This window comes from Kaistia adipata DSM 17808 (genome assembly GCF_000423225.1).
In the GTDB taxonomy this organism is placed as follows: domain Bacteria; phylum Pseudomonadota; class Alphaproteobacteria; order Rhizobiales; family Kaistiaceae; genus Kaistia; species Kaistia adipata.
The window spans coordinates 807664-830527 of record NZ_AUHO01000007.1; the positions used below are offsets into that span (position 1 = coordinate 807664).

27 protein-coding genes and 3 tRNA genes are annotated in these 22864 nt (G+C 67.1%); 16 read left to right on the top strand and 14 right to left on the bottom strand.

Going from position 1 to position 22864, the window contains the following annotated elements:
* The first annotated feature begins 173 nt into the window (after window positions 1-173).
* Window positions 174-914: a rhomboid family intramembrane serine protease gene (locus G539_RS0108715; protein WP_029074855.1), complete on the top strand. Its 741-nt coding sequence runs from the start codon at window positions 174-176 to the stop codon at window positions 912-914.
* Between the two features lie 234 nt (window positions 915-1148).
* The gene (locus G539_RS0108720) at window positions 1149-1577 is read left to right on the top strand and encodes a CBS domain-containing protein (RefSeq protein ID WP_029074856.1); all 429 of its coding nucleotides are present in this window, start codon (window positions 1149-1151) and stop codon (window positions 1575-1577) included.
* A gap of 108 nt (window positions 1578-1685) precedes the next feature.
* On the opposite strand, the gene hisI is transcribed toward G539_RS0108720, so the two are convergent.
* Together hisI and folE are read right to left on the bottom strand one after the other, a co-directional pair.
* Complete coding sequence (gene hisI / locus G539_RS0108725) at window positions 1686-2177, bottom strand: phosphoribosyl-AMP cyclohydrolase (protein WP_425402345.1); 492 nt, start codon at window positions 2175-2177, stop codon at window positions 1686-1688.
* Window positions 2178-2244: 67 nt separating this feature from the next.
* A complete protein-coding gene (gene folE, locus G539_RS0108730) occupies window positions 2245-2862 on the bottom strand; it encodes a GTP cyclohydrolase I FolE (protein ID WP_029074858.1) in 618 nt (205 codons plus the stop codon).
* Between the two features lie 133 nt (window positions 2863-2995).
* Here folE and G539_RS0108735 point away from each other — a divergent pair, with 133 nt between their 5' ends.
* Genes G539_RS0108735 through yidD form a run of 3 tightly spaced genes read left to right on the top strand, consistent with a single transcriptional unit; the run spans window position 2996 to window position 4158 of the window.
* The gene (locus G539_RS0108735; RefSeq protein WP_029074859.1) at window positions 2996-3448 is read left to right on the top strand and encodes an iron-sulfur cluster assembly scaffold protein; all 453 of its coding nucleotides are present in this window, start codon (window positions 2996-2998) and stop codon (window positions 3446-3448) included.
* Between the two features lie 43 nt (window positions 3449-3491).
* A complete protein-coding gene (locus tag G539_RS0108740) occupies window positions 3492-3791 on the top strand; it encodes a hypothetical protein (protein ID WP_156911901.1) in 300 nt (99 codons plus the stop codon).
* A complete protein-coding gene (gene yidD, locus G539_RS24190; RefSeq protein WP_084639889.1) occupies window positions 3766-4158 on the top strand; it encodes a membrane protein insertion efficiency factor YidD in 393 nt (130 codons plus the stop codon). The genes G539_RS0108740 and yidD overlap by 26 nt, the downstream gene beginning before the upstream one ends.
* A gap of 98 nt (window positions 4159-4256) precedes the next feature.
* On the opposite strand, the gene G539_RS0108750 is transcribed toward yidD, so the two are convergent.
* Complete coding sequence (locus G539_RS0108750) at window positions 4257-5156, bottom strand: LysR family transcriptional regulator (RefSeq protein WP_029074861.1); 900 nt, start codon at window positions 5154-5156, stop codon at window positions 4257-4259.
* 121 nt (window positions 5157-5277) lie between these two features.
* On the opposite strand from G539_RS0108750, the gene blaOXA reads away from it, so the two are divergent.
* Both blaOXA and thrS read left to right on the top strand, forming a co-directional pair.
* Window positions 5278-6111, top strand: coding sequence for a class D beta-lactamase (gene blaOXA / locus G539_RS0108755; protein WP_342665057.1), 834 nt, complete (start codon window positions 5278-5280; stop codon window positions 6109-6111).
* A gap of 215 nt (window positions 6112-6326) precedes the next feature.
* Complete coding sequence (gene thrS / locus G539_RS0108760) at window positions 6327-8297, top strand: threonine--tRNA ligase (protein WP_029074863.1); 1971 nt, start codon at window positions 6327-6329, stop codon at window positions 8295-8297.
* A gap of 83 nt (window positions 8298-8380) precedes the next feature.
* Here the strand turns inward: thrS and G539_RS27015 are convergent, their stop codons facing one another.
* From G539_RS27015 to G539_RS0108790, 5 genes are all read right to left on the bottom strand, one after another.
* Entirely contained in the window at window positions 8381-8824 is a 444-nt protein-coding gene (locus tag G539_RS27015) for a hypothetical protein (RefSeq protein WP_029074864.1), read from the bottom strand.
* A gap of 164 nt (window positions 8825-8988) precedes the next feature.
* The gene (locus G539_RS27020; protein WP_169516623.1) at window positions 8989-9561 is read right to left on the bottom strand and encodes a hypothetical protein; all 573 of its coding nucleotides are present in this window, start codon (window positions 9559-9561) and stop codon (window positions 8989-8991) included.
* A gap of 73 nt (window positions 9562-9634) precedes the next feature.
* Window positions 9635-9958 (bottom strand): hypothetical protein, encoded by a 324-nt coding sequence (locus tag G539_RS0108775; RefSeq protein ID WP_156911904.1) that lies wholly within the window; start codon window positions 9956-9958, stop codon window positions 9635-9637.
* Window positions 9959-9985: 27 nt separating this feature from the next.
* Complete coding sequence (locus G539_RS0108780; RefSeq protein WP_169516624.1) at window positions 9986-10852, bottom strand: hypothetical protein; 867 nt, start codon at window positions 10850-10852, stop codon at window positions 9986-9988.
* Between the two features lie 804 nt (window positions 10853-11656).
* Entirely contained in the window at window positions 11657-12592 is a 936-nt protein-coding gene (locus G539_RS0108790) for a hypothetical protein (RefSeq protein WP_156911905.1), read from the bottom strand.
* Window positions 12593-13003: 411 nt separating this feature from the next.
* Between G539_RS0108790 and G539_RS0108795 the strand changes: the two genes are divergently transcribed.
* Entirely contained in the window at window positions 13004-13579 is a 576-nt protein-coding gene (locus tag G539_RS0108795; RefSeq protein WP_029074869.1) for a nitroreductase family protein, read from the top strand.
* A gap of 66 nt (window positions 13580-13645) precedes the next feature.
* Here G539_RS0108795 and G539_RS0108800 read toward each other — a convergent pair whose 3' ends face one another.
* Both G539_RS0108800 and G539_RS0108805 read right to left on the bottom strand, forming a co-directional pair.
* A complete protein-coding gene (locus tag G539_RS0108800) occupies window positions 13646-14428 on the bottom strand; it encodes an NAD kinase (protein ID WP_029074870.1) in 783 nt (260 codons plus the stop codon).
* A 105-nt stretch (window positions 14429-14533) separates the two neighbouring features.
* Window positions 14534-15229 carry a fumarylacetoacetate hydrolase family protein gene (locus G539_RS0108805; RefSeq protein WP_029074871.1) on the bottom strand — a complete coding sequence of 232 codons (696 nt, stop codon included), beginning with the start codon at window positions 15227-15229 and terminating at the stop codon, window positions 14534-14536.
* Window positions 15230-15403: 174 nt separating this feature from the next.
* Between G539_RS0108805 and purU the strand changes: the two genes are divergently transcribed.
* Window positions 15404-16264 (top strand): formyltetrahydrofolate deformylase, encoded by an 861-nt coding sequence (gene purU, locus G539_RS0108810; protein ID WP_029074872.1) that lies wholly within the window; start codon window positions 15404-15406, stop codon window positions 16262-16264.
* The gene (folD, locus tag G539_RS0108815; RefSeq protein WP_029074873.1) at window positions 16236-17165 is read left to right on the top strand and encodes a bifunctional methylenetetrahydrofolate dehydrogenase/methenyltetrahydrofolate cyclohydrolase FolD; all 930 of its coding nucleotides are present in this window, start codon (window positions 16236-16238) and stop codon (window positions 17163-17165) included. The genes purU and folD overlap by 29 nt, the downstream gene beginning before the upstream one ends.
* Before the next feature lie 70 nt (window positions 17166-17235).
* Here folD and G539_RS24195 read toward each other — a convergent pair whose 3' ends face one another.
* Complete coding sequence (locus tag G539_RS24195) at window positions 17236-18141, bottom strand: DMT family transporter (RefSeq protein WP_051231221.1); 906 nt, start codon at window positions 18139-18141, stop codon at window positions 17236-17238.
* Between the two features lie 313 nt (window positions 18142-18454).
* Between G539_RS24195 and G539_RS0108825 the strand changes: the two genes are divergently transcribed.
* Both G539_RS0108825 and G539_RS0108830 read left to right on the top strand, forming a co-directional pair.
* Complete coding sequence (locus G539_RS0108825) at window positions 18455-19411, top strand: UDP-glucuronic acid decarboxylase family protein (protein WP_029074874.1); 957 nt, start codon at window positions 18455-18457, stop codon at window positions 19409-19411.
* On the top strand, window positions 19408-19827 hold the full coding sequence (locus G539_RS0108830) for an HIT domain-containing protein (RefSeq protein WP_029074875.1): 420 nt from the start codon (window positions 19408-19410) through the stop codon (window positions 19825-19827). The genes G539_RS0108825 and G539_RS0108830 overlap by 4 nt, the downstream gene beginning before the upstream one ends.
* A gap of 6 nt (window positions 19828-19833) precedes the next feature.
* Here G539_RS0108830 and G539_RS26135 read toward each other — a convergent pair whose 3' ends face one another.
* Complete coding sequence (locus G539_RS26135) at window positions 19834-20118, bottom strand: hypothetical protein (RefSeq protein ID WP_156911906.1); 285 nt, start codon at window positions 20116-20118, stop codon at window positions 19834-19836.
* Window positions 20119-20303: 185 nt separating this feature from the next.
* Here G539_RS26135 and G539_RS0108840 point away from each other — a divergent pair, with 185 nt between their 5' ends.
* Entirely contained in the window at window positions 20304-20960 is a 657-nt protein-coding gene (locus G539_RS0108840) for an alpha/beta hydrolase family protein (RefSeq protein WP_029074876.1), read from the top strand.
* A 16-nt stretch (window positions 20961-20976) separates the two neighbouring features.
* Here the strand turns inward: G539_RS0108840 and G539_RS0108845 are convergent.
* Window positions 20977-21051: transfer RNA gene (locus G539_RS0108845), tRNA-Thr, on the bottom strand.
* A 113-nt stretch (window positions 21052-21164) separates the two neighbouring features.
* Window positions 21165-22007 carry a 23S rRNA (guanosine(2251)-2'-O)-methyltransferase RlmB gene (gene rlmB / locus G539_RS24205; protein ID WP_084639891.1) on the bottom strand — a complete coding sequence of 281 codons (843 nt, stop codon included), beginning with the start codon at window positions 22005-22007 and terminating at the stop codon, window positions 21165-21167.
* Window positions 22008-22207: 200 nt separating this feature from the next.
* Between rlmB and G539_RS0108855 the strand changes: the two genes are divergently transcribed.
* From G539_RS0108855 to G539_RS0108865, 3 genes are all read left to right on the top strand, one after another.
* Window positions 22208-22292: transfer RNA gene (locus tag G539_RS0108855), tRNA-Tyr, on the top strand.
* A 20-nt stretch (window positions 22293-22312) separates the two neighbouring features.
* Window positions 22313-22386, top strand: a tRNA-Gly gene (locus G539_RS0108860).
* Between the two features lie 110 nt (window positions 22387-22496).
* On the top strand, window positions 22497-22864 hold a 368-nt coding region (locus G539_RS0108865), incomplete at its 3' end, for a GTP-binding protein (RefSeq protein WP_029074877.1).

The following is a 22864-nucleotide window of genomic DNA, read 5'->3' on the forward strand; positions in this document are numbered from 1 at the left end:
GCCGGACGGCCGACTCGTTTCTGGGCCCTCGTTTTGCGCCCGGCATGACGTCGCCACCCTGATCTTCCGGATCCCCTTTTCTTTCCGGTTTCCGCCCGCCTGGCAGGGCTTCCGCGTGCGGCTGCGGCGTCGCTCCGCTTGCGCCCTCCGCGCGGTCCGATTATGCCGGTGCCATGAGCCCCAGAAGCGAACGCGCGGCGCGCGAGCCGGTCTTCAACCTGCCTGCCGTGATCATCGCCTCGCTGGTGGTGCTCGCCGCCGTGCATGCCGTGCGGATCTACGTGCTCTCCGAGGAGCAGGCGAGCTGGCTGATCGCCACCTTCGCCTTCATCCCGATCCGGCTGACCGGTCCGGAGATACCGGGCTTCTACTGGCCGGGCGGCGCGGCCGGCGATGTCTGGACCTTCTTCAGCTACGCCTTCCTGCATGGCGACTGGATGCATTATGCGGTGAACGGCCTCTGGCTCGCCGCCTTCGGCACGCCGCTGGCGCGCCGCTTCGGGACGTGGCGCTTCCTGTCCTTCTCGCTGCTTGGCGCGGCAGCCGGCGCCGCCGCGCATCTCGCCCTCTATCCCTCCGGCGCGGCGCCCCTGATCGGCGCCTCGGCGGCGATCTCGGCCCAGATGGCGGCCTCGGCCCGCTTCGCCTTCTCCGCCGGCGGCCGGCTCGGCGGCGGCATCACGCGGCCCGACGCCGATTTCCGCCCGGCGCTCAGCGTGGTGGAGATGGCGCGCGACCGCCGCATCGTCGCCTTCCTCGGCGTCTGGTTCGTCTTCAACCTGGTCTTCGGGCTGATCTTCACGCCGCCCGGCGTGACGACGAGCTCGATCGCGTGGGAGGCGCATCTCGGCGGCTTCGTCTTCGGCCTGCTGGCGTTTCCCTGGTTCGATCCGGTCGGCCGGGCGCGCCGCTAGCGCCCGTCGCGGGCCGTCCGCGAAAGCGCGCGCCGCCATCGCGGCTTTCCTTGCAAAGCGCGGCCCGCCGTCCCATCATCGGAGCGGATGGAAGGCCGCTGCGGAACCTCGCCTCGGCCGACCTTCGGAAGGTTGGCATGTCAGCGATGCCGCCGTGGCGCGCGCCCATGCCAGGGGCCGGACCGCTCCAAGGACGATCTGCGGCCGCCCCGCTTGAACAGGGAGCCGACGTCCATGACCGTAGCTGCCATTTTGTCCAGGAAGGGCCGGGAGGTTGTCACCGTCGCCGTCGATCGCTCAATCGCCGACGTGATACACATGCTGGCCGAGTACCGGATTGGCGCCGTCGTCGTCGCCGATGACGGTGGCCGGATCCTCGGCATCGTCTCGGAGCGCGACGTGGTGCGGGCCCTGGCACGCGGGCCCGGCGCGCTTGACGGCGTGGTCGCGAGCATCATGACGGCGAAGGTCGTCACCTGCCGAGACCACGACACGATCAACGAGGTGATGGCGCGCATGACCGAGGGCCGTTTCCGCCATCTGCCCGTCGTCGAGGACGGCCGGCTCGCCGGAATCGTCTCGATCGGCGACGTGGTGAAGGCGCGGATCGAGCAGGTCGAGCGCGAGGCCGACGAGATGCGGGCCTATATCGCGATGGCCTGAGCGGCGTCAGAAGCGTTTTCGAGCGAAGTGGACACCGGTTCGCGTCAAGAAAACGCGCCTCGACACCGAGCCGGAGCTTTCGCCGTTTCCAGGGAAGCGGCGGAGGCTCTAGCCGCCATAGACGGCCTTTGGATCGAACAGCGGCGCGTCGCCGGTGAAGTCGAGCGCCAGCGTCGGGCTGACCTTATGCCCGACCGGCACGGTGCGGTAGAAGCAGCCCTTGCGGCCGGTGTGGCAGTTCGCACCCGTGCCGGCCGTCGTCACCTTGATCAGCACGGCGTCCTGGTCGCAATCGACCCGCATCTCGCGGACCGTCTGCGCATGGCCGCTGGTCGCGCCCTTGTGCCAGAGCTCCTTGCGCGAGCGGCTCCAGTACCAGCCCTCGCCGGTCTCGATCGTCTTCGCCAGCGCCTCGGCATTCATCCAGGCGAGCATCACCACCTCGCTCGTCTCGAAATCGGTGACGACGGCCGCGATCAGGCCGTCGGCGCCGAAGCGCGGCATCAGAATCGCGCCTTCCTCGACCTCGGCATGCGAACCCGGCGCGGCGAAGCGGGGCATGGCGGGGCTGGTGTTCGTCGTTGTCTCGGTCGTCGTCATGGCAATCTCCGGATGTCGCCTTCGCCTTAGCGCCGGCGCGGCGGCGGGGAAAGGGGGCAGGGGGGCGTCAGCGCCCCTGCACCAACTGCAGGAAGCGGGCGCGCTCGGCGGCGTCCTTGTGGAAGACGCCGGTGAAGCTCGTCGTGACGGTCGAGACGCCGGACTTGCGGGTGCCGCGCATCGAGACGCAATGATGCTCGGCCTCGAGCATCACGGCGACGCCACGCGGGGCGAGGCCCTTGTCGACCGCCTGGGCGATCTGGTTCGTCAGGCGCTCCTGCATCTGCAGGCGGCGGGCGAAGATGTCGACGACGCGGGCGAGCTTCGACAGGCCGACCACGCCGCCCTTCGGATAATAGGCGATGTGCGCCTTGCCGATGAACGGCACCATGTGGTGCTCGCAATGCGAGAAGAACGGGATGTCGCGCACCAGCACGATGTCGTCATAGCCGCCGGCTTCGTCGAAGACGCGGTCGAGCGTCTCGGCCGCGTCCTCGTGATAGCCGCGGTAGAATTCGCCAAAGGCCTTCGTCACCCGCTTCGGCGTGTCGATCAGGCCTTCGCGCGTCGGGTCGTCGCCGGCCCAGGCGATCAGCGTGCGGACGGCGGCCTCGGCCTCCTCGCGGCTCGGCCGGCGGGGGGCGTGCTCGGGCTGGCCCTTGGTCTCGGGGCTCTTGGCGTCCATCGTCTACTCCATGCAGGTATGCGCGCGACATGCCATGCCGCGCGGCGGCGTCGGGGGCGCCGCAGCGTGTGTCGCACTCCTACTATCTGGTCGGTCCGCTGGCGAGTTTCTATATTGGCGGCAGGAGGTCGCAATGATCGACGACATCTACAACGCGCGGATCCTCGAATTCGCCGGCAATATTCCCCGCCTCGGCCGGCTCGACCATCCGGACGCGAGCGCGACCGCGCATTCCAAGCTCTGTGGCTCGACCGTGACCGTGCATCTCGCCATGGACGGCGACGTCGTGACGGATTTCGCGCATGAGGTGCGCGCCTGCGCGCTCGGCCAGGCTTCCAGCTCGATTCTGGCGCGCCATGTCGTGGGGGCCGATGCGGGCGAGCTGCGCGAACTGCGCGCCGCCATGCTGCGCATGTTGAAGGAGAACGGCCCGCCCCCCGAGGGGCGTTTCGCCGATCTCCGCTTCCTCGAGCCGGTTCGGCACTACAAGGCCCGCCATGCCTCGACCATGCTCACCTTCGATGCCGTGGTGGACGCCATCGGCCAGATCGAGGCGAAGCGGGAAGAGGCGCTCGCCGCGGGATGATGATCCGCCGGTTCGGCCGGCTCTGAGCGGAAAGGCGAAGCCCATGCCGTTGTTCAGTCATCACCGCACCATGCCGGTCGTCGCCGGCCTGCTTGTCGGCGTCGCGCTCGGCTGCGGCCCGGCGCTGGCGTTGTCGTCGGACGCGCAGGCGATCGTCGAGCGGGTCAGGGCGACGACGCCGGACCTGCACCCCGTCTGCTCCGATCGGGGCGCGCTGACCAAGGTCGTCACGGCCGCGACCATCGCGCTCGCCGAGGCAAAGAAGATCAACAGCGACCACGCGACCGCGCGGGCCGCGGGCCAGGAGGCCGGACGCTATCTGTACCTGCACTGTCCGTCATAGCGCGGCCGTTCGCTGCGAGCGCGTCGGCCCGGCGGCAACCGCCCGGTCGGGCCTCGCGGCCCTGCCGGGCCGGCTCGGCATCGGGCTGATCCGGCTCTACAAGCTGATGCTCTCGCCCTTCATCGGCCAGAATTGCCGCTATCTGCCGACCTGCTCCAGCTATGGCGAGGAGGCGATCCGCCGCCATGGCCTCTGGGCCGGCGGCTGGATGACGCTCGCGCGTTTCCAGCGCTGTGGCCCCTTCGGTGCGTCCGGCTACGATCCCGTGCCCGAAACGCCGGCGCCGGGCGCCAGCTGGTACCGGCCCTGGCGCTACGGCCAGTGGACGGGGAAGCATATCGATCCGGCAACACGGCTGGACGTCTAGAGCCCGTCAGCGCTTCATGGAAACGCTGACGGGCTCTAGCTCTTTGCCTGATCGCGTTTCCTTCACGCGAACCGGCATCCACTTCGCTCGAAAACGCTCTAGCGGGATCGCGGGGCGGCCTCGTCCGCGTAGGGGCGGGCGGCGTCGAGGATCCAGGCGCGGAAGGCGCGTGTCGCCGGCGTCGGAGTCGACGATTTGAGGCTGGTCAGCCAGTAGCTGCCATTCGTCACCGTCGTTTCGAAGGGCTGGACGATCGCGCCGTCGCCGAGCTGGCGGCGGAACATCAGCGGCGGCGCCAGCGCCACGCCGATGCCGAGCAGCGCCGCCTCCACCATGGTGCGCGAGGAATCGAAGACCGGCCCCTTCACGGGCGGCGGCGCGACGCCGGCGGCCTCGAACCAGCTCGGCCACTCGTCGGCGCGATAGGAGCGCAGTAGCGTCTCGGCATGGAGATCCTGCGGCCCGGCGAGCCGCGCGGCGATCTCGGGAACGCAAAGGACGGAAAGCGGCGCGGCGAACAGGCGCCCGGCCTCGGTGCCGTGCCAGGCGCCGTCACCGAAGCGGATCGCGAAATCGAGGCCCTCGGCGGCGATGTCGACCCGGTTGTTGTTGGTCGACAGACGCAGATCGACAAAGGGGTTGGCGCGCTGGAACTCGGGCAGTCGCTCGATCAGCCAGCCGACGGCGAAGGTGCCGACCGCGCCGACATTCAGCACCTCGCGGACATGGCCGCCCTCGAATTGCTCGAGCACGCCGGCGATCCGGTCGAACGCCTCGCGGAGCGTCGGCAGCAGGGCCTGTCCCTCGTCGGTCAGCGACAGGCCGCGTGGCAGGCGACGGAACAGCGGCGAGCCGAGCCGTTCCTCCAGCGCCTTGACCTGATGGCTGACGGCGGCCTGCGTCACCGAGAGCTCGATCGCCGCGCGGGTAAAGCTCAGATGGCGGGCCGAGGCCTCGAAGGCGCGCAGCGCGTTCAGCGGCAGATGCGGGCGGACCATAGCAGGGCCTCGGGGTTCGTGATCCTAGTTTTCCTCATGGCTTGCCACAGTTATCATCGTTTGTCCGCCTCGTGCACCCGCCCTAGGAAGGAGCCGGAAACGATCAACGGAGATGGCTTGGATGCTCGACAGACGGCAGTTTTCAAAAGGTCTCATGTTCTCGGCGGGCGCGGCGCTGGTCGGCGGGCCGGGGCTCGCGACGTCAGCGATGGCATCAGAGAAATTCGTGTGCACGGTGATGGTCGATGTCGCGACCGGCAAGGCCATCCGCCGCGACGGTCCGGCCGAGCGGCGCTTCTCGCCCTGTTCGACCTTCAAGTTCCCGCTCGCCGTAATGGGCTTCGATTCCGGCGTGTTGCAGGATCCCACGCATCCGCTCTGGGACTATCGGCCGGAATTCCAGGTCACGATGGAGCAGCAGAAGAAGCCGTCGGATCCGACGATCTGGCTCCGGGATTCGATCGTCTGGTACTCGCAGGAGCTCACCCGCAAGCTGGGCGATGCCCGCTTCCGCGCCTATGTCGAGCGCTTCGGCTATGGCAATGAGGACGTCTCGGGCAATCCCGGCAAGGATGACGGGCTGACGCAATCCTGGCTGATGTCGTCGCTGGCGATCTCGCCGGACGAACAGGTCGCCTTCGTGCGCCGCTTCCTCGGCCGCGAGCTCGCCGTCTCCGACCATGCCTATGCCGCGACCGAGGCGAGCCTCGCCCGCTATCCGGCCGAAGGCGGCTGGACGCTGACCGGCAAGACCGGCAGCGGCTTTCTCCGCACCGCCAAGGGAGCGACGGATCGCAGCCGGCCGATCGGCTGGTTCGTCGGCTGGGGCGACAAGGACGGCCGCCGCGTCGCCTTCGCCCGCTTCAACCTCGGCAACCAGCGCTCGAAGACCTATGGCGGCATGATCGCGCGCGATGCGATGACGAAGGAATTCGGCCGCCTCGCCGGCGGCTGAGCGCGGCGCCGGTCGGGATGGAGCAGGGGCGGGCGGGGCGTTTCGGCCTTCGCCCGCGCCGCCGTTTCGGGCGCCCGGAAGCTTGCCTGCCGCGCCGCCATCGTATAGCCGTCTCGCACCGGCAGTATCGACCGGTGAGCGAGGGCCGGACCTCGCTTTTCCTTCAGCCTAACCGCTTACCCGCGTTCGTCTGCGGGAGTGAGCAGGAGAGACACATGATCAATCTGACATTTCCCGATGGTTCCGTTCGCCAGTTCGAAGCCGGCGTGACCGGCAAGGCGATCGCCGAGGGCATTTCCAAGTCGCTCGCCAAGAAGTCCGTCGCCATGACGCTCGACGGCGTGGTGACCGACCTTTCCGATCCGATCACCCAGGACGCCCAGCTCGAGATCGTGACGCGCGACGACCCGCGCGCGCTCGAGCTGATCCGTCATGACGCCGCGCATGTGATGGCCGAGGCCGTGCAGGAGCTCTATCCCGGCACCCAGGTTACCATCGGCCCGGTGATCGAGAACGGCTTCTACTACGACTTCGCCCGCAACGAGCCCTTCACGACCGAGGATCTGCCGAAGATCGAGCAGAAGATGCGCGAGATCATTTCGCGGAACGCTCACTTCACCAAGGAGATCTGGTCGCGCGACAAGGCCAAGCAGGTATTCGCCGACAAGGGCGAGGCCTTCAAGGTCGAGCTGGTCGACGCGATCCCGGCCGGCCAGGACCTGAAGATCTATTTCCAGGGCGACTGGTTCGATCTCTGCCGCGGTCCGCACCTGGCCTCGACGGGCCAGATCGGCTCGGCCTTCAAGCTGATGAAGGTGGCGGGCGCCTATTGGCGCGGCGACAGCAACAATCCGATGCTGACCCGCATCTATGGCACGGCCTGGCATGACCAGGTCCAGCTCGACGCCTATCTCCACATGCTGGAGGAGGCGGAGAAGCGCGACCACCGCAAGCTCGGCCGCGAGATGGACCTGTTCCATTTCCAGGAAGAAGGTCCGGGCGTCGTCTTCTGGCACGCCAAGGGCTGGTCGATGTTCCAGGAGCTGATCGCCTATATGCGGCGGCGCCTGCGTCCGCTTGGTTACCAGGAGGTTAACGCTCCGCAGCTGCTCGACAAGTCGCTCTGGGAGACCTCGGGCCACTGGGGCTGGTACAAGGAGAACATGTTCGCGGCGCAGTCGGCCGGCGACGATACCGAGGACGAGCGCGTCTTCGCGATCAAGCCGATGAACTGCCCCGGCCATGTGCAGATCTTCAAGCACGGCCTGAAGTCCTATCGCGATCTGCCGCTGCGGCTTGCCGAATTCGGCAATGTCCACCGCTACGAGCCCTCGGGCGCGTTGCACGGGTTGATGCGCGTTCGCGGTTTCACGCAGGACGACGCGCACATCTTCTGCACCGAAGAGCAGATGGCCGAAGAGTGCCTGAAGATCAACGACCTGATCCTGTCGACCTATGCCGATTTCGGCTTCGACGAGATCGTCGTCAAGCTCTCGACCCGCCCCGAGAAGCGCGTCGGTTCCGACGCCGTCTGGGATCACGCCGAAGAGGTGATGATGCGGGTGCTGAAGACGATCGAGGAGCAGTCGGGCGGCAAGATCAAGACCGGCATCCTCGAGGGCGAGGGCGCGTTCTACGGTCCGAAGTTCGAATACACCCTGCGGGATGCCATCGGCCGTGAATGGCAGTGCGGTACGACGCAGGTCGACTTCAACCTGCCGGAGCGCTTCGGGGCCTTCTACGTCGATTCAGACGGCGAGAAGAAGACGCCGGTGATGATCCATCGCGCCATCTGCGGCTCGATGGAGCGTTTCCTCGGCATCCTGATCGAGAACTTCGCCGGTCACTTCCCGCTGTGGTTCGCGCCGCAGCAGGTCGTCGTCACGACGATTACTTCCGAGGCGGACGAGTATGCCGAGGAAGTGCTGCAGAAGCTTCGCAATGCGGGGCTTCGGGCCGAGATCGATCTTCGCAACGAGAAGATCAACTACAAGGTCCGCGAGCATTCGGTCGCCAAGGTGCCGGTGATCCTGGTCTGCGGCAAGCGCGAGGCCGAGGAGCGGACGGTCAACATCCGCCGTCTTGGCTCGCGCGACCAGGTCTCGTCGACGCTGGACCAGGCGATGGTGAATCTCGTCGCAGAAGCCACGCCGCCGGATCTGGCGCGCCAGAAGCTTCTGGCCTGACAAAAAAGACTGCGGCCGGGGTTTCCCTCGGCCGCGTCTCGCCTGCAGTACTGACTACATTCCCGCAGGCGACGGAGTGCCTGCTACGGGCCCCACGAGAAGCTGAAGCCGCCGGTGCCGGCCGCGCTGCCCTGCTCCGAACCGCCGGAGGTGCCGCCACCGCCATGGCCGCCGCCGAACAGGCCGCCACCGCCGCCGCCGCCACCCGCGTGATAGGTGCTGCCGGCGCCGCCGATCGAGCCGCCGAGGGCGCCCGCCGCGCCGACCGAACCCCAGCTAGTGCTGGTGGCGGAGGTCGTCGTGGTCGAGTAGCTGTCGGAGGAGCTGGTGCTCGAGCCCGTGCCGCCGCCGCCACCACCGCCGAGGCCGCCGCCGCCGCCACCATTGGCCGATGAGGAGGTGGAGGACGTGCCGCCCGCCGTCTGGGTGGCGGAGCTTGTCGCCGAGGCGGCCATCGCGGCCGACGCGGTGAGTGCGAAGATCGCAGAAGTCGCCACGCCGACGAGAATATTGCGATATTTGGTCATAATATACTCCCTTTATTGACGCTTCGGTTAGTCTTGTGTGCGCCCCGTTGTCGAAAGCGCATGTTCTATTTTATGAAAATATTAGGTAATTCAAAATGAAGTCTGATAATATTACTGTGATCTATATTTGATATCGTGATCATATGGGCGTTATATCGCTGCGACTAATTGCGGTATTCGCAGTGATATTTCCACTCGCGCTGCTGGCTCCAAGTCTTCGGCTTGTAGTTGGCGCAGTTTATGTCCGACGACGAGCCGCCAGCACCAAACAGCCTGGCGAAGAATCCGGGCGGGTTCGGATCTGGGCCCGGGCCTGGACCTGGACCTGGTCCCGGGCCGCCGTCGGGACCGCTGGCATAGGCGCCGGCGATCGTGCCGACCTTGGCTGTGTGTGTGGCATGGGCGTTGATGTCCCAACCCTTGCCGGTCGAAGTCGAGCCGCCATAGGCCAGGCCCTGGGCCGTGCCGGTTCCGGATGTGGATGCATTCGCGTTGCTGGTCGAGGTGCCGTTGGCTCCGGCGCTGGCTCCGCCGCCGCCACCTGAGCCGTTGGAATTGCCGCTCGATGTGTTGGAGGCGCTCGCCGAGCCGCTGGGACCCGATGAAGAGGCGCTCGAGTTGCTGCCGCTGCTGCTGGAGGCCGAGCCTGCCGCGAAGGCGGCGCCGCCGAAGGAATAGACGGCAAGCAGTGCGACCGAGACGATGAGCGTGGATCTGGTGATGGAAGAGCGATGCATGATGAAAAAGACTCCCCTGAAAATCCGTTTCCTCGAAAAGGCGAGGGACCGCGATGGTTTGCGCATTGTGTCCCTAGGGCTTGCCGGTATCGCAGCGGTACTGCCACTTCCGGACGACGCCGTTCTCCTTCTTCCACTCGACCACCATGCAACTCGTGCTGTCGCCCGATCGGGTGGTAGTGACGCTGATGCCGTGGTCGCCGTTGCTTTCGGCCCAGGCGGAAGCGCTGTTCTGCTGGGAGGTGGTGCCGCTCGTCGCGGCCGAAATCTCCCTGTCGAGCGCCCAGGGCTCGTTCCCGGGGCCGGTGTTGCTGGCCGAGGCTATGCCTGCCGAGGCCAGAAGGGTGGTGCAGCCGAACAAGAGAGCCGCGACCAGAATGCTTCGATGCGTGCGCATGACGTGCTCCTGGCTTCGGTGGCGAGACTATCGCGCCGCGCGGAAGGGTTTGCAGAAGAGCGTCTTCTGCTTCTGGCTCCACGCGCAGTCGGCGACGCCATTCACGCCGCTGATGCGCACCGCGCGCAGGCCCGTCATCACGCCCTTTTTGCCCCAGTTGGCGCTTGCGAAGGAGCTGCTCGAGGCGCTGGACGTGCCGGTCGGGGTCTGGCCCTTGGCGTATGCGGTCGCGCGCGCCCAGGCCGAGGCGTTCTTCTGGGTCGCCTGGGCGAAGGCCGTCGCGGCGGCCTCGGCGGCCGAGCGGACGTCCTTGGCCGTGAAGGCGCTGCCCGCGGCGAACGTGCTCGACATCGCCGTGGCGCTCTTGCGGCTGGAGATCGCGACGGAATAGGTGCCCGAGTCCGTATAGGCCATGGAGATCGAACCGCCGCCGCGCAGCTTCTGGTTGACGACGGTGCCGCCGGTCGCGCTGGTCTTGTTGTTCTTGCCGCCTTCGGCATAGGCGCTGGTCTCACTTCCAGCCGAAGTGTAGGCTTTCGGCGTTTCGCCGGCGATCGCCACGGCGGTCACCGTCGTGCCGGCATTCGCTGAGGTGTCGTCGGTGGGGGTGGTCGCAGTCGCCCCGGCTGCGCCGGTCGCGGACGACCAGGCCTTCATCGTCCCGTCTTCGTTCGAGACACCGGCCGTGGCGCTGGTTCCGGCACCGGCGCTGGTGGCCTGGCCGCCCTCCGACTGGGAGGATTGCGCGCCGCCGCTGCTCGTACTCTCGCTCGAGCTGCCGGTGTTGCCGCCCGAGTTGCTGGAGGGACTGGAGCTCTCGCTGCTGGTCGCTCCGCCACCGTCTCCCTCGGCATTTGCGAGGGACGGGGAAACAATCAATAGCACTGCCGCCAAGGCAATGAATCGCGATGTCTGCCCAGGTGAGTGGGCGACTCCATCCCTTCGCCAAAACATGATTTAAACCCCTACGCCGAAATAAAAATAACATGGATCAATGAGGGGGAGTCCCCTGCCTAGACCTCCCTCTTGGAAATGTCAGATTACTTCATCTTATTGGTGTATTGAAGCGGCGGCATAAGCGCGCTATCGGGATGTATTTCCGAGATTGAGCGTGAGGATCTACTTACGGGGATGGGTTTGTTCGATATTGTTGCGGGTGTCGTTCTGGTCTTGATCAAGGTGCCGTCTTGTCGCTGCGGCGTAGCGACGGGCATCCCGCAACCGAGGGGCGCGAGATGGTTCGAAAGTTGTTTCCAATTTTCGTTGGATCGGGGCCCTCCTTTCGTTTGACCTCATCTGTGTCTTTTCTGCGCATGTCTACCCATTGATGCGATGAAAGGCGTGGCCCTCCGAAATCGTTTCAATGTAACGGGAAATAACGCAGTTGTGAGAGTACGCTAGCGCGGCTTAGCTTCCGCTGCGGAAGTCGCCGGAAGACCGAATCGCAGCGGCGACAGATACTTGGTGCGTGACTCGGAGACCGCGCCGGCTGGGGGAGCTCGTCAGCCTCTCGTTGGGCCTTGGTGCGAAGTGTTAATCATGAAGAAGTAGAACGGTGGCTGTGGAAGGTGAACGCGGCCGTCCGCTCATGGTGCGGGAACCCGGCGGGGCACGCGATCCGTGCGGTGTCGCGAAGCCGGCGGGCCTGGGCTCGGGGCGCGTTTTCCCGGGGAGGGTCAGCGGTCCCCGCGGCGGCGGCTACTTCGACAGCACCTCGATTTCGCGGTTCAGGCCGGGCTCGACCTTGAAGTTGCGCTCATGGATCTGGTTGTCGTGCTTCGCGATGGCCGTGTAGTCGCCGATGGCGAGCACCACGTCGGGAAATGCGCCGGCGCTGTCGAAGACGGTTTCGCCGGCGGGAGTCATCACGGTCCAGGACGTGTTGGCCAGCGCCTCGCCACCGCTTTCGGAGACGAGCTTCAGCGTGATGCGCGCGGCCTGGTGGAACATGCGCATCTCGGTCAGCTTGCCGGCCTCGACGCGGACATCCGCCCGCGCGATGGCGTTGGCGTCGCCATAGCGGCTGACGATATGGTAGGTACCGGCGTTGAGGCGCACGATCTCGTCGTCGCGCAGTCCCGGGACGATGGCGCTGCGCTCCTCGCCATTGCCGGGCTCGTCGGTGAAGATGTCGAACTTCACGAGGTTCGGGAGAGGGGCCTGGTCCTTGCCGACCAGCGCGTCGAGCTTCAGTCCGCCGGCGTTGAGGACGAGCGTGTCGTGTTCCTCGCCGCCGCCGACGCTGATCTCCTTCATCGCGCCGGCGCGGCCATAGGCGGCATGCACGATATAGTCGCCCGCCTTCAGCGGCAGGCTGACCGTGCCGCCCGATGATTCCCGCACCAGCGGCAGCTTGCCGTCCGCGCCGGGCTGCTTGCCGAAGACGCGCCAGACCACGCCCTTCGGGATCGACGGACCGTCAGCGATGAGCTTGGCTTCCAGTGTCAGCCCCGGCTGCGGCCTTCCCTCGGTCGCGCGGGGCGCCGGGTCCGACTTGTCGGATTTCAAGAGCGCGGCCGGATCGGTCTGGTCGGGCAGGAGCGGGGCGAGCGACAGCGGCTCGGCCGGGGCGGCGCCGTCGGGAATATCGGCGGGCGGAACCGGTCCGTCCTGGGCCTGGGCCGGCGTGAGCACCGTCGCCCATCCCAGCAGCGCCAGGGAGGCGGCCGGCCTGATGAAATGCAGCAAACGTCGTGATGCGTGCCCGTGCAATTCCTGACCCCAGTTCCGGTCGTGCTTGATACGCTGCCATCGGCCGGCGATCCCGACCGGATTCGGATGAATCTGACCGGGTGGCCTTATCAGCCGGATCAGCGTGGCGATTTCAAGACTTTTGGAGCCCGGGGCCGCGCTCGGGTCCGGGCATGGCGCCATCCTGCGGGGAAAAGCCGTTATCCGGCGGCGCGCGGCGTCGGTGCGGGAGGGGCGGGCGGCCGGTCGCGGGCTTGCAATGGCGGTCGATTCGTCCGATGTCTGGCCCAGCCAGCCGGGCCTTGTGGCTCCCGCAAGCCGTCCGCCATGTCCCCCATCAAGCCAGCGGCCCCCATGACCGAAACCATCAAGCTTCTGAAGACACGACGCTCGTTCCCGTCGATGAACCTCGTCGAGCCCGGCCCGAGTCCGGAGCAGCTCACCGACCTCCTGACGATCGCCAGCCGGGTGCCGGACCACGGCAAGCTGGCGCCGTGGCGCTTCATCCTGTTCCGCGGCGACGTCCGCGCCGCCGCCGGCGAAGCGACGGCCGCCGTGCTCCTGAAGAACCGGCCCGACATCGACGAGAAGTCGCTTGCCCACGAGAAGAACCGCTTCCTGCGTTCGCCGCTCGTCGTCGCCGTCGTCAGCCGCGCCGCGCCGCATGTGAAGATCCCGGAATGGGAACAGCTGATGTCGGCCGGCGCCGTGGCGATGAATCTGATCGTCGCCGCCAACGCGATGGGTTTCGCTACCCAGTGGCTCACGGAATGGGTGACCTATGACGCCGAGGCCCGGCGCGTGCTCGGTCTCGCCGAATCGGAGCGTCTGGTCGGCCTCGTTTACATCGGGACGCCGAACACCGAGCCGTTCGAACGGCCGCGCCCGGCACTCGCCGACATCGTCAGCGAGTGGACGCCGGCCGGCTGAGCCGATCCGTCTCTCTGGTTGATCGCGAGGCGTCCGGCTGGTCCGGGCGCCTCTTTCGTTCTGGCGTCAGTAGCGGAACTGCTCGGCCAGGATCCGCTCGTCCCAGCTGTGGTCCGGATCGAACAGGATCAGGCTCTTGGCGCGTCGGTCCTGCTTGATGGCGATCTTCAGGACGGACTTGATCTCCGTATGGTCGGCGACCGCGTTGACGGGCCTCTTTTCCGGCTCCAGCACCTCGACCGAGACGGTGACGCGGTCCGGGATCAGCGCGCCGCGCCAGTGGCGGGGCCGGAACGCGCTGATCGGCGTCAGCGCCAGCAGCGGCGCGTGGATCGGCAGGATCGGTCCGTGGGCGGAGAGGTTGTAGGCCGTGGAGCCGGCGGGGGTCGAGACCAGCACGCCGTCGCCGATCAGCTCGGCCAGCCGCACCTGGTCGTCGATCGAGATGCGCAGCTTCGCCGTCTGGTAGGACTGTCGGAACAGCGACACCTCGTTGATGGCATAGGCGCGATGCTCGTTGCCGGCGGCGTCGAGCGCGTCCATGCGCAGCGGATGCAGTGTCGAGGGCACGGCCGCATCGAGCCGCTGTCGCAGCTCGTCGACGTGGAACTCGTTCATCAGAAAGCCGACCGAGCCACGGTTCATGCCGTAGATCGGCTTGCCGGAATTCATGAAGCGGTGCAGCGTCTGCAGCATGAAGCCGTCGCCGCCGAGCGCCACGATGACGTCGGCGCTTTCCGGATCGACGCCGCCATAGAGCGCGGTCAGGCGCTGCTGCGCCTCGAGCGCATCCGGCGTCGCGCTGGCGATGAAGGCGATCGGCCCGTGCCGCGCTGGTTCGATCGCCATGTCATCCTCCCGGTCGCGGCGCTCGCGTCGCGGCCGTTTGGTCCGCTATCACAGCGGCCTATCATGAAGGCGCTGCCTTTCCAAACCCTTGCGCTCTATTGCCGCTCAGGTGATCGCCACGTCGAGCGTGCCGATGCCCTCGATCGTCGCGGTGACGATGTCGCCCCGCGTGAGGCCCCCGACACCGGCCGGCGTGCCGGTGAAGATGAGATCACCCGGCGCCAGCACGAACCAGCGCGACAGATGCGCGATGATCTCGGGCACCGACCAGATCATGTCGGCGATGTCGCCGTCCTGGCGCGGCGCGCCGTTGACGGTGGCGGTCAGCCGTCCCGTCGCCGGATGGCCGATCGCGGCGACCGGCACGATCGCGCTAATGGGGGCGGAGGCGGCGAACGCCTTGGCCGTTGCCCAGGGCCGCGCCGCCTTCTTCGCCTCGGCCTGCACGTCGCGGCGGGTAAGGTCGAGGCCGACGGCGTAGCCATAGACATGGCCGAGCGCGTCCTCGGCGGCGATGTCGCTGCCGCCCGAACCGAGCGCCACCACCAGCTCGACCTCATGATGGAGGTCGGCTGTCTGCGGCGGGTAGGGGACGGGCGTGCCGGCCTCGACGAGATCGTCGGGGTTCTTCAGGAAGAAGAAGGGCGGTTCGCGGTCTGGATCGTGTCCCATCTCGCGGGCATGGGCGGCGTAGTTGCGACCGACGCAATAGACGCGGTGGACCGGGAAGCGCGCCGCCGAATCGCGAATTCCGAGCGTAGTTGGCGGGGGCGGCGGGAACGCGTAGCTCGGTTCGGTCATGTCGGCTTCCTGAAATGAAGGTCGCCCAGTCTGAGCCGAGCCGTTGCGGCGGTGCAAGTGTTTCGGGCATTTGGCCGATGCGACGCAGTTGTCAGTTGCGGCCGGGCGGCGTGGGCGCTAGTCCTCCGGGCTGTGGAGCGGGGGCTCCACGCGATCCAACGAGGCCAGTGAACCATGTCAGTCGACCCCGCGCGTTTCGTGCTCACCCTGTCGTGCGGCGACCGCCGAGGTATCGTCGCCGCCGTGGCCAACTGCATCGCCTCGCAGGGCTGCAATATCGTCGAGAGCGCCCAGTATGGCGATCCGGACAGCGGCCGCTTCTTCATGCGCGTTTCGTTCTCGGGTCTCGCCGACACCACCGTCGAGAGTTTCTCGCGCGGGTTCGAGCCGGTCGCGACAGCCTATGATTTCGTCTGGCGGCTACATGACCTGCGCGTGAAGCCGCGCGTCATGATCCTCGTATCGAAGATGGGGCACTGCCTGAACGACCTGCTCTATCGCAACTCGATCGATCAGCTGCCGATGGAGCTGGTTTCCGTCGTCTCCAACCACGAGACGATGCGCCGCCGCGTCGAGGGCGAGGGGCTGCCGTATCACTATGTTCCGGTCGACGGCCGCAGCAAGGCCGAGCAGGAGGCCGAGATCCTCGGCCTGATCGAGGCGCAGCAGATCGATCTGGTCGTCCTCGCGCGCTACATGCAGGTGCTGTCCGACGACATGTCGGCGCGTCTCGCCGGCCGGGTGATCAACATCCACCACTCGTTCCTGCCGAGCTTCAAGGGCGCCAAGCCCTATCACCGCGCGCATGATCGCGGCGTCAAGCTGATCGGCGCGACGGCGCACTATGTCACCGCCGAACTCGACGAGGGTCCGATCATCGAGCAGGATGTCGGCCGCGTCGATCATTCGATGTCCGTCGAGGAGCTGATCGCCATCGGCCGCGACATCGAGAACACTGTGCTGGCCCGTGCGGTCAAGTTCCATCTCGAGCATCGGGTCCTTCTCAATGACACACGGACTGTCGTCTTCCGATAAGGCCGCGGCCGTCATCGACGGCAAGGCGGTTGCCGCCGAAATCACGGCCAGCGTGGCGGTCGAGACCGCGCGGCTCGTCGCCGCCGGCGGGCGCGCACCCGGCCTCGCGGTCGTCCTCGTCGGCGACGATGCGGCAAGCCAGGTCTATGTCGGAGCGAAGGGCCGCAAGGCGACCGAGCTCGGCTTCCACTCCGTCCAGCACACGCTGCCGGCCGACACTGCAGAGGCCGATCTGCTGGCGATCGTCGCCGAACTCAACGTTGATCCGTCGATCCACGGCATCCTCGTGCAGCTGCCGCTGCCGCGCCACATCGACACGATGAAGGTGATCGAGGCGATCGATCCGGCCAAGGACGTCGACGGTTTCCACCCGATCAATGTCGGGCGTCTCGCGATCGGCGAGCGCAGCCGCGCGCTGGTGTCGTGCACGCCGGCCGGTTGCCTGGTGCTGATCAAGCGGGTGCTGGGCGCCGATCTCGCCGGCCGCGACGCGCTGGTCATCGGCCGCTCCAACATCGTCGGCAAGCCGATGGCGCAGCTTCTCTTGCAAGAGAGCTGCACCGTGACGGTGGCGCATTCGCGCAGCCGCGACCTGCCGGAGCTCGCCCGCAAGGCCGATATCATCGTCGCCGCCGTCGGACGGCCGGAGATGGTGCGCGGCGACTGGGTCAAGCCCGGCGCCGTCGTCATCGACGTCGGCATGAACCGGATTCCGGCGCCCGAGCGCGGCGAGGGCAAGACGCGCCTCGTCGGCGATGTCGCCTATGACGAGGCGGCGGCGGTCGCGGGCGCGATCACGCCGGTCCCCGGCGGCGTCGGTCCGATGACGATCGCCATGCTGATGGCGAACACGCTGGTGGCCGCCTGTCGTGCGGCCGGCCAGCCGGAACCGCAGTTCTAAGACACCCATCGATCGGGTTCGACATTGGGGTCACCTCTCCCGCGGGAGAGGTGACGGAGGCCGTGTCGAGTTAGCTCAGCCGGCCCTGGCGCGCGCGCCGGCGCTCGCGGTGCATGATGTAGAGCCCGCTGGCGATCACGATCGCTGCGCCCAGGATCATGACCGGGTCCACGGCCGTGCCGAACAGCAGCACGCCGTAGAGGATGGCCCAGAGGATCATCGAATACTGCATCGGCGCGATCACCGAGGCGGGCGCGAGCGACAGCGATTTCGCGACGAAGAACTGGGCGCTGCCCATCAGTAGGCCGGTGCACGCGAACAGCGCCATGTCCGGCAGGGTCGGCATGCGGAAGGTCAGGATCATGCCGGGCAGGCTGACGACGATCAGCCCGGCGACGACGGCGAGCACCATCACGGCATGCGCCTCCTCGCGGGCGATCCGGCGCATGACCAGCACGGTGAAGGCGCCGAGGCCGGCGCCGACCAGAGCGGCGGCGTGGCCGGCATGCAGTGTCTCGAAGCCGGGCCGCACCATGACGAGGATGCCGACGAAGCCGACGAGCACCGCGCCCCAGCGATGCAGCCCGACCTTCTCGCCGAGGATCGGGATCGACAGCAGCGTGACGAAGAGCGGCGTGCAGAAGGCGATCGAATAGCTCTCTGCCAGCGGCAGCTGCGAGAAGCTGTAGAAGCCGAATACCGTCGCCGTGCCGGCCAGCACCGCGCGGGCCAGCACCAGGCGCGGGTGATGCACCCGCAGCCGGAGGAAGCTGCCTTTCCGGAGGACCATCACGGTCAGCGGGATCAGCGCGAACAGCGCCTGGCTGACGATGATCTGGAAGACGGAGTAGCGGGAGGTCAGGAGCTTCACGATCGCGTCGCTGGTGGCGAACATGATGTTCCCCGACAGGGCGATCAGGATGCCGGCGACGACGCGCTCGGCCTGTTCATTGGTGGCAGGCAGGATGGCGGTCATGGGGCAGCCACCCGAATTGGCGGCTGATGCAGGCCCGCGTCTGTGGGAACGCGGCACTGCGCGGCAATGGTGGACACGTCGGCCTCGGACGGTATGCAGGGCGGCAAACCGGCAGGCGGACTCGCCAGCCATGGTTGCAGCCTGATGCAAACCCCGGCTGACGGCGGAATCAAGGCGGATTCGCGCGGGGGCGCGACATTGAGAGCTTCCCCCGGGGGGCTGTGGCGGAAATGCCGCGTATCCCGCGGCTCCGCCACATTGGCGGGTGGGGGAAAACCGGTCAGGATGCGCCACCACGATTCGAGAGGTCCCCATGCATTCCAACAAACGGATACTGGTTACCGGAGGGGCAGGGTTCCTGGGCTCGCATCTTTGCGACCGCTTGCTGGCGCGCGGCGACGAGGTGCTCTGCGCCGACAATTTCTTCACCGGCTCGCGCCGCAACATCGAGCATCTGATCGGTCACAAGCGCTTCGAGTTGATGCGCCACGACGTGACCTTCCCGCTCTATGTCGAGGTCGACGAGATCTACAATCTCGCCTGTCCCGCTTCGCCGGTGCACTACCAGCATGATCCCGTGGCGACGACCAAGGTCAGCGTGCACGGCGCGATCAACATGCTCGGCCTCGCCAAGCGCGTGAAGGCGAAGATCCTGCAGGCCTCGACCTCCGAGGTCTATGGCGACCCGTCCGTGCATCCGCAGACCGAGGATTACTGGGGCAACGTCAACCCGATCGGCATCCGCTCCTGCTACGACGAGGGCAAGCGCTGCGCCGAGACGCTGTTCTTCGACTACTGGCGCCAGCACAAGCTGCGCATCAAGGTGATGCGGATCTTCAACACCTATGGCCCGCGCATGCATCCGAACGACGGACGCGTGGTGTCGAACTTCATCGTGCAGGCGCTGCGCGGCGAGGACATCACCATCTATGGCGAGGGCGAGCAGACGCGGTCCTTCTGTTATGTCGACGACCTGCTCGACGGCATGATCCGCCTGATGGAGACGGGGGACGAGGTGACCGGGCCGATCAACATCGGCAACCCGAACGAATTCACCATCCGCCAGCTGGCGGAGCGGGTGATCGCGTTGACCGGCTCGTCCTCGAAGCTGGTGTTCCAGCCGCTGCCCTCCGACGACCCGCGCCAGCGCCAGCCCGACATCACGCTGGCCGGAAAGACGCTGGGCTGGAAGCCGACGATCGAGCTGGACGAGGGGCTGCGGCACACCATCGCCTATTTCGACGGCCTGCTGGCGGAGACGGCCGCATGAGCGCCGGTTTCGAGGTCAATGAGCGCATCGCGGCCGACAGCGTGTTCGTCGCGGAGTGGCCGCTCTGCCAGCTCCGGCTGATGGATGATCGCCGCTTTCCCTGGCTGCTGCTCCTGCCGCGCAAGCCGGGCCTCGAGGAATGGACGGAGCTTGCCGAGGACGAACTCGCCGTGCTGGCTGTCGAGATCAAGCAGGCCTGTGCCGCGCTCGGCGCAGTGGCGAAATTCGACAAGCTCAATGTCGGCGCGCTCGGCAACATCGTCCGCCAGATGCATGTCCACATCATCGGCCGCTCGGTCGGCGACGCCGCCTGGCCCGGCCCCGTCTGGGGGCAGGGGACCCGCGAGCCCTATTCGCCCGAGGCGCGCGAGGCTCTCGTCGAGCGACTGCGCGCACTGCCTTCCGACGCCGACTGAGGGCGGTCAGCGAACGACGCAGCCTTTCGGGTAGCCGACGCGCTTGCAGTAGACGACGCGCGGCGCCGGTCGGGCGACGCAGCCTTTGACGTAGACGCCGTTCTGGCAATAGACGACCGGTGCGGCGGGCCGGACCACGCAGCCGACCGGATAGCCGACACGCTTGCAGTAGACGACGGCCTCGCTCTTGGTGGTCATCGAGACGATCCCGAGCCCGGCGAGGCCGAGCGCGAGACCGGCCAAGGACAGGCGGCCGGCCAGCCGAAATGCAGTGGACCCGTTCAGGGGCATGGAACCCTCCCAGCTCGCGACGGCGAGCCATGGCCCGCGTGCGGCTCGCAGCCTTACCATGCGGAAGGTTTGGCTCGCCAGTTGGGTTGTTCCCATGCGCGGCGATGGCGGGGAGGGCATGTCTGTTGCCGCCGCATCGGAGCCGCGCCAGGATCGTCACCCTTGTGGAAGGACCGGACGGGACCATGGCCATGCATTTCCTTTTCGACGGGCCCGACGATTCGGCCGCGACGATTCTCCTGGCGCATGGCGCCGGCGCGCCGATGGATTCGGCGTCGATGACCGCCGCGGCGGCAGCGCTCGCCAGGACCGGCTTCCGGGTTGCCCGATTCGAGTTCGCCTATATGGCGGCGCGGCGAGTGGGCGTCCGCAAGCCGCCGCCGCGCGCCGACACGCTGATTCCTGAATACCGGGCGGCTGTCGCGGCACTCGGCGCGAAGGCGCCCCTGATCATCGGCGGCAAGTCGATGGGCGGGCGCGTGGCCAGCATGGTGGCGGATGGGCTGTTCGCGGAACGGGCGATCGCCGGCCTTTTGTGCCTCGGCTACCCCTTCCATCCGCCCGGAAAGCCGGGGCAGCTGCGGACCGCGCATCTCGCCGACCTCGAGACCCCGACGCTGATCTGCCAGGGCACGCGCGACGAGTTCGGCACGCGGGACGAGGTTGCCGGATATGCCCTGTCGCCGCGAATCGAGATCCTCTGGCTGGAGGACGGCGACCACGACTTGAAGCCGCGCAAGACCGTCTCCGGCTTTTCGACTGCGGATCACCTCGCCACGATGGCGGCAGCCGTCAGCGATTGGGCGCGGCGGCTCGGCGCGGCACCTTGGGGGCGAAAGTGATTCTCGACGAGGGGAATGGTGCCGGTTGAGGGGATTGAACCCCCGACCTTCGGTTTACAAAACCGCTGCTCTACCGCTGAGCTAAACCGGCCCGGTGACGGGTGTAGTGACGAGGGCCCCCGCCGGTCAAGGTGGGGCCCCCAGATTCTCGCGGATTGCCGCCCATTGTGGACGGCGGGCTGGCGTGCGAATCGGGCGCGGACGTCAGCCGGTGGCCGTGCCGAGATGGCGGTGGGCGAGGTAGAGCGAGAGAACGGCGGCGTTCGACACGTTGAGGCTCTTGATAGCGCCCGGCATGTCGAGCCGCGCGACGACGTCGCACCGGTCGCGCGTCAGCCGGCGCAGGCCCTTGCCCTCGGCGCCGAGCACGAGCGCGATCTTCTCGCCCTGCATGCCGTCCTCGATCGAGGTCGTGCCTTCGCTGTCGAGGCCGACGCAGGTGAAGCCCATGTCGCGGAGATCGGTGAGCGCGGTGGCAAGATTCGGCACCTCGATCATGGCGATGTGCTCGAGCGCGCCGGAAGCCGACTTGGCGAGAACGCCGGTCTCGGTCGGGGCGTGGCGGCCGGTGGTGACCAGCGCGTCGGCGCCGAAAGCGACGGCCGAACGGAGAATCGCGCCGACATTGTGCGGATCGGTGACCTGGTCGAGCACCACGACGAGGCGGGCGTCGCCCAGGGCGTCGAGGGGGAGGGGCTCCAGCGGCGCCACTTCGACCGCCACGCCCTGGTGCACCGAATCCGCGCCGAGCAGCTTGTCGAGATCGCGCGGCGAGGTGTCCCGGAGGCCGGCGGGGAGGGTGGCGCCTTCCTCGACCAGCCGGCTGGCCGCGTTCTGGGTCGCCAGAAGCTGCAGGACCTTGCGCCGGGGATTCGCGAGCACCGCCGCGACGGCGTGCACGCCATATATCCACAGCTGATCCGGCCGGCGCTCGGCCGGGGCGTTGGAGCCGAAACGGCGCTGGCCATGATGGCCGGGTTTGCCCTTGCCACCGCGGAAATGCCCGGGTTGCCGTTGCGATCTGCTTTGTTTGTTTTCGTCGGTCATGCCCCGCTTATACGGGCGCGCCGCGAAACCGGCAATCGAACCGGCTCGCGGATTCCCGGCCATGCACCGAAGCCGTGGAAGTTGGATGGATATGCGTTGACAGGGCGAAACAAGCTCGCCATAAGACGCCCATCGAACGGCCCGCCACGGTGGGTTTGTCCGGTGAATGCCTGAACGATGACGCTCTGCCGAAGTGATTTGGAGGAGTGCCCGAGTGGTTAAAGGGGACGGACTGTAAATCCGTTGACTTAGTCTACGTTGGTTCGAATCCAACCTCCTCCACCATTTCGACGGAACGTTAGCGTGCGGGTGTAGCTCAATGGTAGAGCAGCAGCCTTCCAAGCTGAATACGAGGGTTCGATTCCCTTCACCCGCTCCATCAACTGAGCCTTGGCGCTGCATGCGCGGTTTGAACGCGAAGCGCGGCAAGTTGGTGGTGCAGTTCGAGCCGTCCGGCTCGTAGTAGCGAGACGACAGGAAGCGACGTCGATGGCAAAAGAGAAATTCGAGCGCACTAAGCCGCACTGCAACATTGGCACGATCGGCCACGTTGACCATGGCAAGACGTCGCTGACCGCGGCGATCACCAAGACGCTGGCGAAGGCCGGTGGCGCGACGTTCCGCGCCTACGACCAGATCGACGCGGCGCCGGAAGAGAAGGCGCGCGGCATCACCATCTCGACCTCGCACGTCGAGTACGAGACGGCCAACCGTCACTACGCCCACGTCGACTGCCCCGGCCACGCCGACTACGTCAAGAACATGATCACCGGCGCGGCCCAGATGGACGGCGCGATCCTGGTCGTGTCGGCCGCCGACGGCCCGATGCCGCAGACCCGCGAGCACATCCTGCTCGC

Excerpts from the sequence above, each read along its gene's own strand:
- blaOXA (WP_342665057.1), top strand. The coding sequence starts at position 5,278 with ATGCTCGACAGACGGCAGTTTTCAAAAGGTCTCATGTTCTCGGCGGGC.
- thrS (WP_029074863.1), top strand. The coding sequence starts at position 6,327 with ATGATCAATCTGACATTTCCCGATGGTTCCGTTCGCCAGTTCGAAGCC.
- rlmB (WP_084639891.1), bottom strand. The coding sequence starts at position 22,007 with ATGACCGACGAAAACAAACAAAGCAGATCGCAACGGCAACCCGGGCAT.
- G539_RS0108775 (WP_156911904.1), bottom strand. The coding sequence starts at position 9,958 with ATGCGCACGCATCGAAGCATTCTGGTCGCGGCTCTCTTGTTCGGCTGC.
- G539_RS0108715 (WP_029074855.1), top strand. The coding sequence starts at position 174 with ATGAGCCCCAGAAGCGAACGCGCGGCGCGCGAGCCGGTCTTCAACCTG.
- G539_RS0108720 (WP_029074856.1), top strand. The coding sequence starts at position 1,149 with ATGACCGTAGCTGCCATTTTGTCCAGGAAGGGCCGGGAGGTTGTCACC.
- hisI (WP_425402345.1), bottom strand. The coding sequence starts at position 2,177 with ATGACGACGACCGAGACAACGACGAACACCAGCCCCGCCATGCCCCGC.
- G539_RS0108795 (WP_029074869.1), top strand. The coding sequence starts at position 13,004 with ATGACCGAAACCATCAAGCTTCTGAAGACACGACGCTCGTTCCCGTCG.
- G539_RS0108805 (WP_029074871.1), bottom strand. The coding sequence starts at position 15,229 with ATGACCGAACCGAGCTACGCGTTCCCGCCGCCCCCGCCAACTACGCTC.
- G539_RS27015 (WP_029074864.1), bottom strand. The coding sequence starts at position 8,824 with ATGACCAAATATCGCAATATTCTCGTCGGCGTGGCGACTTCTGCGATC.
- G539_RS27020 (WP_169516623.1), bottom strand. The coding sequence starts at position 9,561 with ATGCATCGCTCTTCCATCACCAGATCCACGCTCATCGTCTCGGTCGCA.
- G539_RS0108800 (WP_029074870.1), bottom strand. The coding sequence starts at position 14,428 with ATGGCGATCGAACCAGCGCGGCACGGGCCGATCGCCTTCATCGCCAGC.
- G539_RS0108750 (WP_029074861.1), bottom strand. The coding sequence starts at position 5,156 with ATGGTCCGCCCGCATCTGCCGCTGAACGCGCTGCGCGCCTTCGAGGCC.
- G539_RS0108830 (WP_029074875.1), top strand. The coding sequence starts at position 19,408 with ATGAGCGCCGGTTTCGAGGTCAATGAGCGCATCGCGGCCGACAGCGTG.
- G539_RS0108840 (WP_029074876.1), top strand. The coding sequence starts at position 20,304 with ATGGCCATGCATTTCCTTTTCGACGGGCCCGACGATTCGGCCGCGACG.
- folE (WP_029074858.1), bottom strand. The coding sequence starts at position 2,862 with ATGGACGCCAAGAGCCCCGAGACCAAGGGCCAGCCCGAGCACGCCCCC.
- G539_RS24195 (WP_051231221.1), bottom strand. The coding sequence starts at position 18,141 with ATGACCGCCATCCTGCCTGCCACCAATGAACAGGCCGAGCGCGTCGTC.
- G539_RS0108740 (WP_156911901.1), top strand. The coding sequence starts at position 3,492 with ATGCCGTTGTTCAGTCATCACCGCACCATGCCGGTCGTCGCCGGCCTG.
- G539_RS0108735 (WP_029074859.1), top strand. The coding sequence starts at position 2,996 with ATGATCGACGACATCTACAACGCGCGGATCCTCGAATTCGCCGGCAAT.
- purU (WP_029074872.1), top strand. The coding sequence starts at position 15,404 with ATGTCAGTCGACCCCGCGCGTTTCGTGCTCACCCTGTCGTGCGGCGAC.
- folD (WP_029074873.1), top strand. The coding sequence starts at position 16,236 with ATGACACACGGACTGTCGTCTTCCGATAAGGCCGCGGCCGTCATCGAC.
- G539_RS0108825 (WP_029074874.1), top strand. The coding sequence starts at position 18,455 with ATGCATTCCAACAAACGGATACTGGTTACCGGAGGGGCAGGGTTCCTG.
- G539_RS26135 (WP_156911906.1), bottom strand. The coding sequence starts at position 20,118 with ATGCCCCTGAACGGGTCCACTGCATTTCGGCTGGCCGGCCGCCTGTCC.